The sequence below is a fragment of the Ensifer sp. ENS11 genome (genome assembly GCF_014851895.1).
Taxonomy (GTDB): Bacteria; Pseudomonadota; Alphaproteobacteria; order Rhizobiales; family Rhizobiaceae; genus Ensifer; species Ensifer canadensis.
The window spans coordinates 274,536-291,892 of the sequence record NZ_JACVAN010000008.1; the positions used below are offsets into that span (position 1 = coordinate 274,536).

The window sequence follows — 17,357 nt, forward strand, 5'->3', positions numbered from 1 at the left end:
ATCGTGAGCAAATACTGGTCGCCCATCGTTTCGACGCTCAAGCCCTATGTGCCAGGCGAACAGCCGCGCATCGCCAACCTCGTCAAGCTCAATACCAACGAGAGCCCCTACGGCCCTTCGGACAAGGTTCTGAGCGCAATCACCGCAGCGGCCAACAGCGATCTCAGGCTCTACCCCGACCCCCTGGCGCTCCGCCTGCGTGAAACGATCGCGGCCCGTCACCGGGTCACCGCCGGCGAGGTCTTCGTCGGCAATGGTTCGGACGAGGTCCTGGCCCACATCTTTGCCGGGCTGTTGAAGCACGACGCCCCGCTGCTCTATCCCGACATCTCCTACAGCTTCTATTCGACCTACGCCCGGCTGTTTGCGATCGATGCCGTCGAAGTCCCGCTCGACACTCAATTCCGCATCGATCTAGCCGATTACGACAGGTCCTGCGGCGCCATCATCCTGCCAAACCCGAATGCGCCGACCGGCATCGGCCTGCCGCTTGCCGAAATCGAGCGGCTCGTTGCCGCCCACCCGGATCAGCCAGTTGTCATCGACGAGGCCTATATCGACTTCGGCGGCCAGTCGGCGATCGCGCTGGTGCCGAAATACGAAAACCTGCTGGTCGTCCAGACCTTCTCCAAGTCGCGTGCGCTCGCGGGCCTGCGCGTCGGCTTCGCCATCGGTCAGCGGCCGCTGATCGAGGCGCTGGAGCGGGTGAAGGACAGCTTCAACTCCTATCCGCTTGGCCGCCCGGCCCAGGCAGGAGCGACCGCTGCGATCGAAGACGAAGCCTGGTTCGAAACGACCCGCAAGAAAATCATGGCATCCCGTGAACGCCTCACCGGTCAACTCGCCGAGCGCGGTTTCGAGGTCCTCCCATCGCAGGCAAACTTCGTCTTCGCCCGCCATCCCGGCCATTCCGGCGACGCGCTGATGCAGGCGCTGCGTGAGCGTGCCGTGCTCGTGCGCCATTTCGCCAAGCCCAGGATCTCCGATTTCCTGCGCATCACCATCGGCACCGATGCCGAATGCGCCCGGCTGATCGAAGCGCTCGACGACATTCTCTGAGATCTGGTCCCGAGACGGGGGCTCTCAGACTTGGCTCAGGCACTTGGCCGCGAAAGACACATTCGCTAAGGTCCGGCGATCCACGCCGGAGCCCTCTCCATGTTCGACCTGTCGCCATACCTTTCGCAACTCGCGGTCGCCTGGACGGCCTATATGATTGCGACCGCATCGCCAGGTCCGGCGGTGCTTGCAATCATCACCACCTCGATCAGCCAGGGGCGCAAGGCGGGCCTGGCGCTCGCCTTCGGCGTACTGTCCGGCAGCTACACCTGGGCGATGCTAACGGCATCCGGCCTTTCTGCGCTCATCGGCGCTTACGGACAGGCGCTGATCGTCCTGAAGATCGCCGGCGCCTGCTACCTGTTCTGGCTCGCCTACAACGCGCTACGCGCCGCCATGCGCGGACATGCGCCCCCAAAGGCGATGCCGGGCCAACCACAGGCGTTGCTGAAGAAGCACTATCTCAAGGGGCTCGGCATCCACCTGACCAATCCCAAGGCGATTTTCTCCTGGATCATGCTGGTCTCGCTCGGCATGCCCGCCGGCGCGCCGACGGCCGTGACCGCCGCCTTCATCGCCGGATGCATGCTGCTCGGTCTCGTGACCTTCTGCGGTTTTGCGATCGTGTTCTCGCTGCCGCCGGTGCATCGCGGCTATCTCAAGTCGCGACGCATCATCGAGAGCCTGATGGCAGGCTTCTTCGCTTTCGCAGGATTGAAACTGCTGACGACGCGGCTCTGAGCTAGAGCATTTCCAGGAAAAGTGTGAAGCGGTTTTCCGTCAGGAAATGCGTAGAAACAAAGAAACAGAGCACTTGTGTGATTCCGCTTAAACCGGAAACGCTCTATTCGGCCGCGGCCTGACCCTGGCCGTAACGCTTTTCGATATAGTCGGAAACGAGCGTCTCGAAATCGCCGGCAATGTTGGGGCCGCGCAGCGTCATCGCCTTCTGGCCGTCGATGAAGACGGGTGCGGCCGGCGTTTCGCCGGTGCCGGGCAGCGAGATGCCGATATCGGCATGTTTGCTTTCGCCGGGGCCGTTGACGATGCAGCCCATGACCGCGACCTTGAGGCCTTCGACACCCGGATATTTCTCGCGCCAGACCGGCATGTTGCGGCGGATGTCGTCCTGGATCTTCTGGGCGAGCTCCTGAAACACCGTCGACGTCGTGCGGCCGCATCCGGGACAAGCGGCAACGACGGGAATGAACTGGCGGAAGCCCATGACCTGCAGCAGTTCCTGCGCCACCTGCACCTCGCGGGTGCGGTCGCCGCCGGGCTCCGGCGTCAGCGAAATACGGATTGTGTCGCCGATGCCCTGCTGCATGAGAATGCCGAGCGAGGCCGACGAGGCAACGATGCCCTTGGTGCCCATGCCGGCTTCGGTGAGGCCGAGATGCAGCGCATGGTCCGAGCGCGTCGACAGCATGGCATAGACGGCGATCAGGTCCTGAACACCCGACACCTTGGCCGAAAGAATGATGCGGTTGCGCGGCAGGCCGATGTCTTCGGCAAGTTCGGCCGAAAGCAGCGCCGACTGCACGATCGTCTCGCGCGTCACCTGCTGGGCCGTCAGCGGAAACCCGTTCGCCTGGTTCTCATCCATCAGCCGCGTCAGCAGTTCCTGATCGAGCGAGCCCCAGTTGACGCCGATGCGCACCGGCTTGTCGTAGCGGATCGCCATCTCGACGATCTCGGCGAACTGCTTGTCCTTCTTGTCCTTGAAGCCGACATTGCCCGGGTTGATGCGGTACTTCGCCAGCGCCTCGGCGCAGGCCGGATGGTCGGCAAGCAGCTTGTGGCCGATATAGTGGAAATCGCCGACGAGCGGCACGTCGAGGCCGAGGCGCTCGAGCCGATCGCGGATCTTCGGCACCGCAGCCGCACTTTCGTCGCGGTCGACGGTAATGCGCACCAGCTCCGAGCCGGCCTTGTGAAGCGCCGCCACCTGCGCCACCGTTCCGTCGATATCGGCGGTGTCGGTATTGGTCATCGATTGGACGACCACCGGCGCACCGCCGCCGACTATGACTCCGCCGACATCGACGGCGACGGACGCGCGGCGGGGCTGCGGATCAAAATCAAAGGCGGCAGACATGAAGGCCTCTTGGTCCCCCAGGTCACGCCGGTGACCTGGTCTCATCGTTTCAGCGCGGGATGCAGACGGAAACCCGCATGGGTTTTCCCGTTCCGCTCCTGCTTTTCGTCCATCAGGTGGATGAGGAAAGCATCGTTGTCAACGGCGACATCATGCCCTGACGGCGATTTGATGGCAGGCGCCCGACCTCAATGGCCCTTTCCATGGTCCGCATGAACGGCATGGTGCGACAGCATCAGCACGACGATGAACAGCACCGGCACCGAGGCGAAGATGATCGCAAAGCCTGTATGTTCGGCGACGAAGCCGATCAGCGACGGTGCGAACAGCATGCCGGAATAGCCCATGAAGGTTGCGACCGAGAGGCCGATACCCGGCTGCAGGCCCGGCATGTTGCCGGCGGCCGAAAACGCGATCGGCACCATGTTGGAAATGCCGATCCCGGCAATCGCAAAACCGAGGATGGCGAGGTAGGCATTCGGCGCGAGGCCCGCCAGCACCATGCCGACAAGCGCTGTGACCGTGCAGATGCGCAGCGTCCGCTTGGCGCCGAAACGATCACGCACATGGTCTCCGGCAAAACGCATCGTCGCCATCGTCGCAGAGAAGGCGGCAAAGCCGAAGCCGGACAGTTCGACCGAAGCGCCGAGTTCGTTGCGCAGATAGAGCGCACCCCAATCGAGCACGGTTCCTTCCGGCACCATCGAAAACAGCGCCATGATGCCGATCAGCCAGGGAAGCGGCGTCATCGGCAGGCGCAGCTTTTCCTTGGTGGCGGCGGGGTGCGGCTTGTCGGCCAGGATCATCGGCCAGGCGATCGCGAGCACTGCCAGGCTGAGCAAGGTCACGACGATGACGTGCGGCAGAACGCCGAAGCGCGCCATCAGGAAGCCGCCAATGCCGGCACCGATCAGGCCGCCGAGGCTCCAATAGGCGTGGCAGGAGGACATGATGGCGCGGCGCATCGATTTTTCGACCTCGACCGCATTGGCGTTCATCGCCACGTCCATCGCGCCGACGAAGCCGCCGAGCAGGAACATGCCGACGGCAGCGGCCCAGACATTCGGCAGCAGCGTCAAAAGCAGGAGCAGCGGCGACAGCAGGATGGCGGTGACCTTGACGACCTTCTGCGAGCCGACCCGGGCGATAAAGCCGCCGGCGATCGGCATCAGCACCAGCGAGCCGACGCCGAACATCAGGATGAGCAGGCCGAGCACGCTTTCGCTGATGCCCAGCCGATCCTTGAATTCGGGGATCTTCGGTGCCCAGCTTCCGGTGACGAAGCCGTTCATCAGGAAGAGCAGCGACACGGCAAGCCGGTCGCGGGTCATGTAACCCTGCCGAACGGCGGTGGGAGCGGAACGTTGGTCCATGATTGTGCCTCTATGCCGGAAGCCGCCGGCTCAAATGGTAATTTCGATCAGATTGCCGTCGGGGTCGCGAAGCACCGCCTCGTAGAAGCCGTCGCCCGTCCACCGCGCCTGCGATACCAGAATGCCCTCAACCGAGGCCCGGGCCGCCATCGCGTCGACCGCCGCTCCGCTGCCGAGCGACAGGGCTACATGCGCGAGCCCCGTACGCTCGACGCCTTCGGGCTCGGCCGGAGCCACCCAAGGCCCCTCCATGATTTCGATTGCCGGCCCATCGCCAAAGGTCAGAAAGCGGGAGCGAAACCCCGGACGACGCCGGCTCTCATAGGCGTCTCCGACGCTCGCGCCGAAGAAACGCGACCAGAAGGACGCGACCCCCTCCAGATCCCTGGTCCAAAGAGCCACATGCGCGATGCTCATCGTTCGCTCCCTCCAGCCATGATCACGGTCGTCCCAGATGCCTCGAAGGCGGCGACGTGGTGCGCCGGCGCGTCGGCCTCCAGCACCAGCGTCGTCACCTGGTCGATGCCGACAACCGCGTGGGATGCGGCCGTGCCGAGTTTGTCGTTGGTAACGGCGACAAGCAGGGCGCGGCTGCGCGATGCGATCAGCCGCTTGAACTCGGCGTCCTCGAAAAAGATCGCCGTCAGGCCGGCATCAGCATCGGCGCCGCAGGTGCCGAGGATGCAAAGGTCGGGCCGAAGCTGTTCGATATCCCGTTGCGCCCGCGCGCCGACGGCAGCACCAACGGCGCGGTTGAGTGGGCCGCCGACGAGAATGAGGTCGATGCCCGGCTTCTCCATCAAGGCGGCGGCGATCAACGGCGTGTTGGTGACGATGGTCGCCTTCAGGTCCGGCTCGATACGCTGGGCGATAGCAAGATTGGCCGAGCCGGCGTCGAGGAATACCGTGCTACCGGGCGCTATGAAGCCGACCGAGGCGCGCGCCAGCGCGGCCTTGCGCTCCGGCGCCATCGCCACGCGCTGGCTGAGCGACAGGGCGCTTGGCGCAAGCGGCAACGCGCCACCATAGACCCGCTCGCACAGGCCGGCCGCGGCCATCTCGCGCAGATCGCGCCGGATCGTGTCTTCGGAGACCCGGAACTCGGCGGCAAGGTCGGCCGCCAGCACCCGGCCGTCGGCCTTCAGCCGTTCCTGGATGAGTGTCTTTCGTTCGCGAAGAAGGAGTTCCGTGGACATTTGGCCAATCGTGCATAAACGTGCATGAATCGATGTAAATGTGCATAGCGAATTTTGAAAGCGATTTCAACCGCGATCCGGCGACAAAATCGAAAAGGGCCAGATTTGCCGACAGGCGCGTGTTTCGGATGAAAATTCTACCGGTCCGGGGAAAAATCTTCACAAAAACGCTCAGCAATTGGAGTTTTATGCGCTCAAGCGGCGATTTTTTTATGAGATTCTCTCCTCAATCCGGACGACGGGCCGGAACACAAAAAAGATGGAAAGACAAGATGAAACTCCTCCCCACGCTTTTCGCCGCCGCCCTCCTGCAGGTTGCCGCCTTCGTCCCCGCTATGGCCGGTGAGAACCTCGACCAGATCAAGTCCGCCGGCGTGCTGAAGATCGGCACAGAGGGCACCTATGCGCCCTTCACCTATCACGACAAATCTGGCGCGCTCGTCGGCTTCGACGTCGAGATCGGCCAGGAAGTGGCCAAGAAGCTGGGCGTCAAGGCCGAGTTCCTGGAAGGCAAGTGGGACGGCCTGATCGCCGGCCTCGACGCCAACCGTTACGACGCGGTGATCAACCAGGTCGGCATCACCGAGGAGCGCAAGAAGAAGTACGACTTCTCCGAGCCCTATATCGCCTCCAAGGCCGTGCTGATCGTCAAGGGCGACGACGCCGAAATCAAGGACTTCGCCGACCTCAAGGGCAAGAAGTCCGCCCAGTCGCTGACGAGCAACTTCGGCAAGCTTGCGCAGGCTTCCGGCGCCGAGCTGGTCGGCACCGACGGCTTCGACCAATCGATCCAGCTGGTTCTGACCGGCCGCGCCGATGCGACCATCAACGACAGCCTTTCCTTCCTCGACTTCAAGAAGCAGAAGCCTGATGCCAACGTGAAGATCGCCGCCGAACAGGCCGACGCCGACTATTCCGGCATCATCATCCGCAAGGGCGAGCCGGAACTTCTCGAAGCCGTCAACAAGGCGCTTGCCGAAATCAAGGCCGACGGCACCTACGAGACGATCTCGCAGAAGTACTTCGGCGCCGACGTCTCGAAGTAACACCCGCCTGACATTAAGGCCGGCAGCTTCTCCCCCGGCCTTGCTCGCTACGGCGCCGCGCGTCGGACATGACGCGCAAAGGACGCGGTAACACTTCAAGCTCGCTGCATGCCCCCGCCTCAAACCAATTTCGATTTAAGGCATCATGCAGTATGAATCGCGATCCGTTCCGGCCTCCGGAGCGGATCGCGCTTTTTCGAAAGGCCCATCCCTTGCCCACCTGGCTTCAACTCATGCTGGATTCGCTGCCGTCCCTGCTTTGGGCCGGGCTGACGTTCACCATCCCGCTGACGCTGCTTTCGTTCATTCTCGGCCTGGCGCTTGGCCTGGCAACGGCCATCGCCCGCCTCTTCGGGCCGGCGCCCGTCGTTGCCGTCGCGCGGTTCTATGTCTGGGTCATCCGCGGCACGCCGCTGCTCGTCCAGCTCTTCGTGATCTTCTACGGCCTGCCGAGCATGGGTATCCTGCTCGACGCCTTCCCGGCCGCGCTGATCGGCTTCACGCTCAATGTCGGGGCCTATACCTCCGAGATCATTCGCGCGGTGATCTCCTCGGTGCCGCGCGGGCAATGGGAAGCGGCCTATTCCATCGGCATGAGCTGGAGCCAGGCGATGCGTCGCACGATCCTGCCGCAGGCAGCCCGCGTCGCCGTGCCGCCGCTGTCGAACACCTTCATCTCGCTGGTGAAGGATACCTCGCTTGCCGCCGCGATCACGGTTCCAGAGCTTTTCCAGACCGCCCAGCGCATCGTCGCCACCACCTACGAGCCGCTGATCCTCTATATTGAGGCAGCGCTGATCTATCTCGCCATGAGTTCGGTACTGTCAGCCCTGCAAGTGCGGCTGGAGCGCCGGTTCGCCCGCTATGGCGGCTTCCTGGAGGCCCGGACATGATCGAGCTTTCCCACATCGAAAAACGCTTCGGCGACAATCTCGTGCTGAAGGACATCTCCGTGACGCTGGCCGAAGGCACGGTTACGGCGCTGGTCGGCCCTTCCGGCGGCGGCAAGAGCACGCTCCTGCGCTGCATCAATCTCCTGGAGATCCCGACATCGGGCTCGATTCGACTTGGCGACGAGGCGCTGGACTTTCAGCCCGGGCGCAAGACCGGCTGGCAGGCGATCCAGCGCCTGCGCCGCCAGACCGGGATGGTGTTCCAGAATTTTCAGCTTTTCCCGCACCAGACCGCACTCGGCAACGTCATGGAAGGCCTTGTCACCGTGTTGAAATGGCCCGCCGACAAGGCGCGCGCCCGCGCCATGGAGCTGCTTGAAAAGGTCGGCATGGCCCATAAGGCCGATGCCTGGCCGGCCACGCTTTCCGGCGGCCAGCAGCAACGCGTGGCGATCGCCCGCGCATTGGCGCCGTCGCCACGCGTTCTTCTCTGTGACGAGCCGACCTCGGCGCTCGATCCGGAGCTGGCAGAAGAAGTCGTCGAAGTGCTGAGCCGGCTTGCCCGCGAAGGCACGACCATGGTGATGGCGACGCATGACCTGAGGTTAGCCTCGCGCGTCGCCGACAAGGTGGTCTTCCTCGACGGTGGCGTCATCGTCGAAAGCGGCGCGCCGAAGACGATCTTCTCGACGCCCGAGCGCGAACGCACCAAGAAGTTCATCGCCTCGCTGAGTGCGCCGCACAGCTACGACATCTGAGCGACGTTTGGGGGCCGATCGCCCGGGTGACTGATAGCGGGCCAGGGTCGGTGGAGGGCGAACTATCTCTCATTCGCCATTCTCCACCCTCTCCTCCGTCATCCTCGGGCTTGACCCGAGGATGACGGAGGAGAGGGTGGAGCTCACCGGCAAGAACTGCGTACCAAGGCGTCTTGAGGCGCGGCGGAGGGCCGTGCTTGCGGCTGGATCCTCGGGTCAAGCCCGAGGATGACGACAGGGATGGCGGCCTATCCCCTCTCACGAAAACGGCCGGACTCACGCCCGGCCGTTTCTATTTATTCTTGCCCGAAACCTCAGGCGCCGAAAACGATCAGCAGGTCCTTGGCATCGATCTGGTCGCCGGCGCGCACCAGAACTTCGGCAATCGTGCCGTCCTTCTCCGCATGCAAGGCCGTTTCCATCTTCATCGCTTCGATCGACAGCAGCACGTCGCCCGCCTTGACCGCCTGGCCCGCGTGCACCGCGACCGTCGAGATCACGCCCGGCATCGGCGCGCCGAGCTGCGTAGCGTTGCCGGCCTCCGCCTTGCGGCGGATGGCGCTGGAAGCACCGCGGTTGCGATCGGGAACCTTGATCGGGCGCGGCTGGCCGTTGAGTTCGAAGAACACCTTGACCATGCCCTTCTCGTCTATCTCGCCCTGGGTCTGGTTGAGAATGACCAGCGTCTTGCCTTTTTCAAGGTCGGCGAACAGCTCCTCGCCCGGCGCCATGCCGTAGAAATAGGCCGGCGTCGGCAGCACGCTGACGGGACCATAAGTCTCCGCCGCCAGCGCATAGTCGGTGAAGACCTTGGGATACATCAGATAGGACGCGAACTCGTAGTCGTTGACCTCGCGTTCCAGCTTCTCTTCGATCGTCTTGCGCTCGGCATCGAGATCGGCAGCTTCGAGCAGCGAGCCCGGGCGAACCACATAGGCCTTTTCGCCCTTCAGCGCCTTCTTCTGCAGGCCTTCCGGCCAGCCGCCCGGAGGCTGGCCGAGGTCGCCCTTCAGCATCGACACAACCGATTCCGGGAAGGCGATGTCCTTGGCCGGGTTCTCGACGTCGGCAACGGTCAGGTCCTGGCTGACCATCATCAGCGCCATGTCGCCGACGACCTTCGAGGACGGCGTCACCTTGACGATGTCGCCGAACATCTGGTTGGCGTCGGCATAGGCCTGCGCCACTTCGTGCCAGCGGGTTTCCAGACCGAGCGAGCGGGCCTGCTCCTTGAGGTTGGTGAACTGGCCGCCCGGCATTTCGTGCAGATAGACTTCCGATGCCGGTCCCTTGAGATCGCTTTCGAAGGCGGCGTACTGATGGCGCACCGCTTCCCAGTAGAACGAGATGCGGCGGATCCATTCCGGATCAAGGCCCGGGTCCCGTTCGGAGCCGCGCAAGGCTTCGACGATCGAGCCGAGGCAGGGCTGCGAGGTGTTGCCGGAGAGCGAATCCATCGCCGCATCGACGACATCGACGCCGGCATCGACGGCAGCCAGAACGGTCGCGGCGGCAATGCCCGACGTGTCGTGGGTGTGGAAGTGGATCGGCAGATCGGTCGCCTCACGCAGCGCCTTGAACAGCACGCGGGCTGCAGCCGGCTTCAACAGGCCAGCCATATCCTTGACCGCGATGATATGTGCACCGGCCTTTTCCAGTTCGGCGGCAAGCGCGGTGTAGTACTTGAGATCGTATTTCGGCCGGGCGGCATTGAGAATATCGCCGGTATAGCAGATCGCCGCTTCGCAGATCTTGTTCTCTTCGGCGATCGCCTCCATCGAGACGCGCATGTTGTCGACCCAGTTGAGGCAGTCGAACACGCGGAAGACGTCGATGCCGCCCCTTGCCGCCTGGCGGACGAAGTATTTGACGACGTTGTCAGGATAATTCTTGTAGCCGACGCCGTTGGCGCCGCGCAGAAGCATCTGCAGCAAGAGGTTCGGCGCATCCTCGCGGATGCGCGCCAGCCGGTCCCATGGATCTTCGGTGAGGAAGCGCATCGAGACGTCGAAGGTCGCCCCACCCCAGCATTCGAGCGAAAACAGATTCGGCAGAGCCCGCGCATAGGTGCCGGCGACACGGGCGATGTCGTAGGTGCGCATGCGAGTGGCGAGCAGCGACTGATGGCCGTCGCGCATGGTCGTGTCGGTGACGAGCACCTGCGGCTGCGCCCTGACCCATTCGGCAAATTTCTTCGGGCCGAGTTGGTCGAGCATCTGCTTGGTGCCCGGCTTGATCTCGCCGCCGATGAACGGCACGACGGGGGCGGCGATCTCATCCGACGGACGCGGACGGCCCTTGGCTTCCGGATGGCCGTTGACGGTAACGTCGGCGAGATAGGTCAGGAGCTTGGTCGCGCGGTCCTGGCGGCGCACCTGCTGGAAAAGCTCCGGCGTCGTGTCGATGAAGCGCGTGGTGTAGGTGTTGTCGTGGAATTTCGAGTGGCTAATGATCGCTTCGAGGAAGGTCAGGTTCGTGGCCACTCCGCGGATGCGGAATTCGCGCAGCGCGCGGATCATGCGCTGGATCGCCTCGTCGGGGTTCGGCGCCCAGGCCGTCACCTTTTCCAGCAGCGGATCGTAGTAGCGGGTGATGACCGCGCCCGAATAGGCGGTGCCGCCATCGAGCCGGATGCCGAAGCCGGTTGCGCCGCGATAGGCAGTGATGCGGCCATAGTCCGGAATGAAGTTCTGCTCGGGATCTTCCGTGGTGATGCGGCACTGCAGCGCGTGGCCGTTGAGGCGGATATTTTCCTGCGACGGCACGCCGGATTCCGGCGTGCCGATGGCATAACCGTCGAGGATGTGGATCTGCGCCTTGACGATATCGATGCCGGTGACCACCTCGGTCACCGTGTGCTCGACCTGGATGCGCGGATTGACTTCGATGAAGTAGAATTTGCCGCTGTCGGCATCCATCAGATACTCGACAGTACCGGCGCCGATGTAGTTAGTCGCCTCGGCAATGCGCTTGGAATAGGCGGCAAGCTCTTCGCGCTGGCTGGCGTTGAGGTAAGGCGCCGGCGCGCGCTCGACGACCTTCTGGTTGCGCCGCTGGATGGAGCAGTCGCGCTCGAACAGATGCACGACGTTGCCGTGGGTATCGCCGAGAACCTGGCTTTCGACGTGGCGGGCACGCTCGACCAGCTTTTCGAGGTAGACCTCGTCCTTGCCGAAGGCGGCCTTGGCCTCGCGCTTGGCTTCCGTCACCTCGCGGGCGAGATCCTTCGGGTCGCGGATCGCGCGCATGCCGCGCCCGCCGCCGCCCCAGGAAGCCTTCAGCATCACCGGATAGCCGATCGCCTCGGCCATCTTCGCCACTTCAGCCATGTCTTCGGGAAGCGGTTCCGTCGCCGGCACGACCGGTACACCGATCGAGATCGCCAGGTTGCGGGCGGCAACCTTGTTGCCGAGCTGGCGCATGGTTTCCGGCTTCGGGCCGATGAAGGTGATGCCGGCCTCGGCGCAGGCCTCGGCGAATTCGGGGCTTTCCGACAACAGGCCGTAGCCCGGATGAATGGCATCGGCGCCGGAAAGCTTGGCGACGCGGATCACTTCCTCGATCGACAGGTAACTCTCGATCGGCCCGAGGTCCCGCGACAGATGCGGGCCGCGGCCGACCTGATAACTTTCGTCCGCCTTGAAGCGGTGCAGCGCCAGTTTGTCCTCTTCAGCCCATATCGCGACCGTTTTCAGACCTAGTTCATTGGCCGCGCGAAACACGCGGATTGCAATTTCGGAACGGTTGGCAACAAGGATCTTCGAAATGGGCAAGTCGGACTCCTCAAGACTTGAAACGCGGGAAATGCTGCACCCGCGAAGTAAAGTATTAGCGGGTCGCGGAATGAAGCGCAATTTCAGAGTCGAGCGGAAATCCGAGAGAAATGGATCAGGAAATGAGCCCCAGCCGGAAGGCGATCGCCACGACGTGGTGACGGTTCTTGCCCTTCAGTTTCTCCTGGATGCCGTTCATGTACCAATCGACTGTGTGACTGGAAATATCGAGCACCTTGCTGATATCGTTCGAGGTCATGCCGTCGGCGAGATAGTTGAGCGCTTCCATTTCGCGCCGCGTCATCTGCACTTCGACACGCGATGCGAGTTCGGCTGAAATCTCCGGATCGGTCAGTTCCAGCAGTTTCCAGAACAGACGCTTGGCAATCTGGTCGAACAGGCTGATTTCAATAGGGCTCAAATCGACGACGCGGCCGCCGACCGTGAGATTGCCCAACAGGCCGCGGCGGCCGTGCACCGGAAAGATGTAACCGTCATAGAGGCCGTGGTTGCGGGCCTCGATCATCATGCTTTCCATGCGCTTGCGATGCGGGTCGGAACGGAAGGCAAACAGTGTGTCGCGCCAGCGGAAGCCGCGCTGGGCGTGACCGAGGTAGCGGATGGTCGGATCGATCACGACAAACTTCTTGCGGATGTAGATCTGCGGCCAGCCTTCCGGCCAGCGACCGGCGAGCAGCAGCCTCAACGGGTTTTCGTGAGGCTTCGGCTGCCTGACGACCCCGTAGAAGTCGAAGCCGCAGCGGTCGAGCAACCGTTCGAACTCCGGTACGATTTCTTCGCGCGTCTTCATCTCTTCGATCAGCGCAAGAAATTGCACAAGCAGCGTGATATTCATGGATCACCTTCCAGGTAGAACACGTGTGCGAGGGCCGGAAACCGGACATGAATGAACCGTTCAGGGGCCATTCATGTTGCACCCGCGATAATTCGACATACCACGCCCGGTCTTGTGCGAAAATCGCGAGAAATCGGAATTGGACGGAAAAGATAGCAGACTATGAATACTCTCGCCAAGCCCAACGACGGGCGAACGGAGTTTCGCTATCAAAACCGCCTCAAGCTCCTGTTTTTCCTAAAATATCGCAAATGACCGTCCCAGAGCGGCCTTGGCGGCCGGCAAATCGCGGCCTCGTGCCCGACGGCCGGAGGTGTTGAGGCGTGACGCATTTGCCGCACGAATGTTTGGTGCGGCGCAAAATCCGGTACCCGGAAGGGGTGAGACAGTGTCATTGTTCCAAGTGTATGCAAGAGCGCTTCAGTATCTTGCGGTTCACAAGTTCCGTGTCTCGGCGATCGTGCTCGCCAACGTCGTGCTCGCCGTCATCACGATTGCGGAGCCGATCCTGTTTGGTCGCATCATCGACGCCATTTCCTCCAAAGGCGCAGTAACGCCGATGCTGCTGATGTGGGCAGGCCTGGGTGTGTTCAACACCGTCGCCTTCGTCCTCGTCGCCCGCGAAGCGGATCGGCTGGCCCATGGCCGTCGCGCCACGCTGCTGACGGAAGCCTTCGGCCGCATCGTCTCGATGCCGCTCTCCTGGCACAGCCAGCGCGGTACGTCGAACGCGCTGCATACGCTGCTTCGCGCCTGTGAAACGCTGTTCGGTCTCTGGCTCGAATTCATGCGCCAGCATCTGGCAACGGCGGTAGCGCTCGTCCTGCTCATCCCGACCGCGTTTGCGATGGATGTACGCCTGTCGCTGGTGCTCGTCGTCCTCGGTGTCTCCTATGTGCTGGTCAGCAAGGCTGTCATGAACCGCACCAAGGAAGGCCAGGCCTCGGTCGAGAACCACTATCACACGGTTTTCTCCCACGTTTCCGACGCCATCAGCAACGTTTCGGTCGTTCACAGCTACAACCGCATCGAAGCCGAAACGCGCGAACTCAAGAAGTTCACCGAACGCCTGATCTCCGCCCAGTTCCCCGTGCTTGACTGGTGGGCGCTGGCAAGCGCGCTCAACCGCGTCGCTTCGACCATCTCGATGATGACGATCCTCGTCATCGGCACCGTGCTCGTCCAGCGCGGCGAACTCGGCGTCGGCGAAGTCATCGCCTTCATCGGCTTTGCCAACCTGCTGATCGGCCGTCTCGACCAGATGAAGGCTTTCGTTACGCAGATCTTCGAAGCCCGCGCCAAGCTTGAAGACTTCTTCCAGCTCGAAGATTCGGTGCGCGAACGCGAAGAGCCGGCCGGTGCGATGGACCTGGGCGCGGTCAAGGGCGAAGTGGAATTCCGCGACGTGTCCTTCGACTTCGCCAACACCACGCAGGGCGTGCGCAACGTGTCCTTCACGGCCAAGGCCGGCCAGACGATCGCGATCGTCGGCCCGACCGGCGCCGGTAAGACCACGCTCGTCAACCTGCTGCAGCGCGTTCACGAACCGCGTGACGGCCAGATCCTGATCGACGGCGTCCATATCGCCAAGGTCACGCGCAAGTCGCTGCGCCGCTCGATCGCCACCGTCTTCCAGGACGCCGGCCTGATGAACCGCTCGATCTGCGAAAACATCCGGCTTGGCCGCGACGACGCGTCGCTCGACGAAGTGATGGCTGCCGCCGAAGCGGCTGCCGCCAGCGACTTCATCGAAAGCCGCAACAATGGCTACGACACCGTCGTCGGCGAACGCGGCAACCGCCTGTCTGGCGGCGAGCGCCAGCGCGTTGCGATTGCCCGCGCCATCCTCAAGAACGCACCGATCCTGGTGCTCGACGAGGCGACCAGCGCGCTCGACGTCGAGACCGAGGCTCGGGTGAAGGATGCGATCGATGCGCTTCGCAAGGACCGCACCACCTTCATCATCGCCCACCGCCTGTCGACGGTGCGCGAGGCCGATCTGGTGATCTTCATGGATCAAGGTCGGATCGTCGAGATGGGCGGCTTCAACGAGCTCAGCCAGAGCAACGGCCGCTTCGCCGCCCTGCTTCGCGCCAGCGGCATCCTGACGGACGAAGACGTCCGCATGAGCCACACGGCGGCCTGAGCCGACGCCTTATAGATCACGCAATGCAAAAGGCCCCGGACCCTCCGGGGCTTTTTTCGTTCATGCCGCTCGCATTGACTTGGCTCTTGCAATCCCGTTCAAGTACTGCGCCGTCGTTTGCTGGACGGCACTGCATGCAGCCGCCATTGGCGTCATGGGTTCTCGGTCAGAACGGCCAGCGAATTCGGCGTTAGCGAAGGCCAGCGAACATCCTTCGGAAGGTAGGTCACGATTGACCGTTTTATTCGATGGTCGGGTCATGGCTGATTATCATCAGTTCTAGCTCGCAGACGCTTCCAACAACCTACATCTCCCATCGAACTGGACAGACGAAGACTTCAAGATCCGAATGCTTGCAGGCAACGATGCGCTGGTCGTCGTGACTGCTCGGAACAGGGATGTTGCGGTTATCGTGGAACTGCACGAACAGATGCCGAAGATCGACATCGAAAATGCGGATCATGTCGTCATCGGACGGCTCCACACGTCAGGCCAAATCGTCATAGCCGGGCTAACTGACTATCTTCAAGAGGTTCATGTTCGCGTTCCTGCGGGGCATCTGGACGCCATGGTCGTGTCGACCGGACTTCGCACCCTGAGTGACGTCGGCCTACGCCGGGCGTCTTTATTAGACGCGCAAAGGTCGCTGTAGCCCTTTGAATGGCTGCAGTTTTTGTCCTTCAATCGAATAAGATTAAAGGAAACATGCAGTAGATGGCGATGATCGGTACCGCGTGTATCTCTGGGCCCTGCGAAGCAGGCGGAATTACTGTCCTGCGCGCCAATGGCAAGACGATCGAACTCGAGGGTAGGGGCCCCCAAGTTCCGCGGCCGGCTGCCTACACATTTGAACCGGCGGCCGAGCCTTGATGCAAACCCTTGGTCGTCCTTATCGTTTCATCATGTCGCTCGCATCGGTTTCGCGCTGACGACGCCCCGCAACCATTCCAGATAGTAGCCGTAAACGAAGTGCAGGCCGATGCCGACGATCACGAAGAGCGTGCCGGCGATCGGGTTCCGGCCGGTCACGAACAACAGCACCTGACCGACCATCGCCAGGATAGTGCCGAAAATGAAGATCGGCAGGGAATGGCGGCCGACCATCGCCAGCGGGTGGTCGGCATCGAGCCGGGCGAGGCGATTGACGGCGGGAATGACGGCGACGAGATAGGCGATCGCGAGAACATGGCTTAGCCGCGTCAGTGACAGGAAGGTCTTGTCGAAACCGGTCAGCACCGCCGGAAGACCGAAGGACAGGTCGATGTTCCACCAGGAGAAGAGAACCCACAGCGCCGAAACGACGAGATAGATCGCGGCGATCGCGATCAGCAGCGGCCTGCGCGGCAGGACTGCGCCCTGGCGGATCGCGGTCATCGAGACGATGCCGATGACGAAGAGGAACTGCCAGGACCACGGATTGAGAAACCAGTAGCCCTCGTCGAGGAAGTTGGAGGGCACCAGCTTGAACACCCCGGCCACAAGCCAGAGCAGCGCGGAAAACACGAGGAGCAGCCGGCTGCTGATGCCGTTCAGCCAGAGGATGCCGGGCAGCATCAGGAACAGCACCGCATACATCGACAGGATGTTGTTATAGCCGAGTTGGTGCCCGAGCAGGACCATCGCGACGATGCCTTGCTCGGTCTGCTCGACGAAGGGTCGGATGTTTATCTCGCTGATCAGGTCCTGCCGGCCGAAATAGAGGGCGCCGCCGGCAAAGATCGCCAGTGTGACGATACTGGTCATGATATGGGCGACGTAGAGCGCCAGCGCCCGCCGCCAGATCTTGAGCGTCAGCGCCAGGCATGCGCCGGACACGAACTTGCCGCCATAGGCAAGCCCGACGGAGAGGCCAGAGATGAGCACGAAGGCCTCGGCCGAATCCGAGAAGCCGAAGTTCTTGTGGGTCAGATATTCGAGATATTGCCCGGGCACGTGGTTGACGAAGATCGTCAGAAGGCAGAGCGCCCTCAACACGTCGAGGCGCGTGTCGCGCTCCTTGGGAACCATGCGGGCGGATATCGTCGGGTTCGAGCCGCCCCCAAATGTGTTTTGCAGCATGCGGTCTAGTATCCGGGATCTGGCGCCCCTGCCCCACCCCTGTTGAAACGGGCACCGGACATGCGCTTAGCCCCAGGGGCAAGCGCATGTTCGATGCCGTC

14 protein-coding genes are annotated in these 17,357 nt (G+C 62.6%); 7 read left to right on the top strand and 7 right to left on the bottom strand.

The genetic code is table 11. From position 1 onward, the window contains the following. Positions 1 to 3 precede the first annotated feature (3 nt). Positions 4 to 1,059, top strand: a complete 1,056-nt coding sequence (gene hisC, locus IB264_RS18100; RefSeq protein WP_025425229.1) for a histidinol-phosphate transaminase — start codon at positions 4 to 6, stop codon at positions 1,057 to 1,059. A 99-nt stretch (positions 1,060 to 1,158) separates the two neighbouring features. Continuing rightward, on the top strand, positions 1,159 to 1,800 hold the full coding sequence (locus IB264_RS18105) for a LysE family translocator (RefSeq protein WP_025425230.1): 642 nt from the start codon (positions 1,159 to 1,161) through the stop codon (positions 1,798 to 1,800). 103 nt (positions 1,801 to 1,903) lie between these two features. On the opposite strand, the gene ispG is transcribed toward IB264_RS18105, so the two are convergent. The 4 genes from ispG to IB264_RS18125 all read right to left on the bottom strand — a co-directional run bounded on the left by ispG (position 1,904) and on the right by IB264_RS18125 (position 5,726). Beyond that, positions 1,904 to 3,157 (bottom strand): flavodoxin-dependent (E)-4-hydroxy-3-methylbut-2-enyl-diphosphate synthase, encoded by a 1,254-nt coding sequence (gene ispG / locus IB264_RS18110; protein ID WP_025425231.1) that lies wholly within the window; start codon positions 3,155 to 3,157, stop codon positions 1,904 to 1,906. Positions 3,158 to 3,345: 188 nt separating this feature from the next. After that, positions 3,346 to 4,530, bottom strand: a complete 1,185-nt coding sequence (locus IB264_RS18115; protein WP_025425232.1) for an MFS transporter — start codon at positions 4,528 to 4,530, stop codon at positions 3,346 to 3,348. A gap of 30 nt (positions 4,531 to 4,560) precedes the next feature. Continuing rightward, the gene (locus tag IB264_RS18120) at positions 4,561 to 4,947 is read right to left on the bottom strand and encodes a glyoxalase/bleomycin resistance/extradiol dioxygenase family protein (RefSeq protein WP_025425233.1); all 387 of its coding nucleotides are present in this window, start codon (positions 4,945 to 4,947) and stop codon (positions 4,561 to 4,563) included. After that, a complete protein-coding gene (locus tag IB264_RS18125; protein ID WP_025425234.1) occupies positions 4,944 to 5,726 on the bottom strand; it encodes a DeoR/GlpR family DNA-binding transcription regulator in 783 nt (260 codons plus the stop codon). The genes IB264_RS18120 and IB264_RS18125 overlap by 4 nt, the downstream gene beginning before the upstream one ends. Positions 5,727 to 5,998: 272 nt before the next feature. On the opposite strand from IB264_RS18125, the gene IB264_RS18130 reads away from it, so the two are divergent. The 3 genes from IB264_RS18130 (at position 5,999) to IB264_RS18140 (ending at position 8,423) form a co-directional block, all read left to right on the top strand. Then, a complete protein-coding gene (locus IB264_RS18130; RefSeq protein WP_025425235.1) occupies positions 5,999 to 6,772 on the top strand; it encodes an amino acid ABC transporter substrate-binding protein in 774 nt (257 codons plus the stop codon). A gap of 212 nt (positions 6,773 to 6,984) precedes the next feature. Then, positions 6,985 to 7,665 (top strand): amino acid ABC transporter permease, encoded by a 681-nt coding sequence (locus IB264_RS18135; protein WP_025425236.1) that lies wholly within the window; start codon positions 6,985 to 6,987, stop codon positions 7,663 to 7,665. Beyond that, on the top strand, positions 7,662 to 8,423 hold the full coding sequence (locus IB264_RS18140; RefSeq protein ID WP_025425237.1) for an amino acid ABC transporter ATP-binding protein: 762 nt from the start codon (positions 7,662 to 7,664) through the stop codon (positions 8,421 to 8,423). Before IB264_RS18135 ends, IB264_RS18140 begins: the two co-directional genes overlap by 4 nt. Positions 8,424 to 8,737: 314 nt before the next feature. On the opposite strand, the gene pyc is transcribed toward IB264_RS18140, so the two are convergent. Both pyc and IB264_RS18150 read right to left on the bottom strand, forming a co-directional pair. Next, complete coding sequence (gene pyc, locus IB264_RS18145) at positions 8,738 to 12,196, bottom strand: pyruvate carboxylase (RefSeq protein ID WP_025425238.1); 3,459 nt, start codon at positions 12,194 to 12,196, stop codon at positions 8,738 to 8,740. A 115-nt stretch (positions 12,197 to 12,311) separates the two neighbouring features. Next, positions 12,312 to 13,052 carry an autoinducer binding domain-containing protein gene (locus tag IB264_RS18150; RefSeq protein WP_057210879.1) on the bottom strand — a complete coding sequence of 247 codons (741 nt, stop codon included), beginning with the start codon at positions 13,050 to 13,052 and terminating at the stop codon, positions 12,312 to 12,314. A 388-nt stretch (positions 13,053 to 13,440) separates the two neighbouring features. Here IB264_RS18150 and IB264_RS18155 point away from each other — a divergent pair, with 388 nt between their 5' ends. Then, a complete protein-coding gene (locus IB264_RS18155; RefSeq protein WP_025425240.1) occupies positions 13,441 to 15,198 on the top strand; it encodes a glucan ABC transporter ATP-binding protein/ permease in 1,758 nt (585 codons plus the stop codon). 349 nt (positions 15,199 to 15,547) lie between these two features. After that, positions 15,548 to 15,850 carry a hypothetical protein gene (locus tag IB264_RS18160; protein WP_025425241.1) on the top strand — a complete coding sequence of 101 codons (303 nt, stop codon included), beginning with the start codon at positions 15,548 to 15,550 and terminating at the stop codon, positions 15,848 to 15,850. 248 nt (positions 15,851 to 16,098) lie between these two features. Here the strand turns inward: IB264_RS18160 and IB264_RS18165 are convergent, their stop codons facing one another. Next, positions 16,099 to 17,256: an OpgC family protein gene (locus IB264_RS18165; RefSeq protein ID WP_025425242.1), complete on the bottom strand. Its 1,158-nt coding sequence runs from the start codon at positions 17,254 to 17,256 to the stop codon at positions 16,099 to 16,101. Positions 17,257 to 17,357 lie beyond the last annotated feature (101 nt).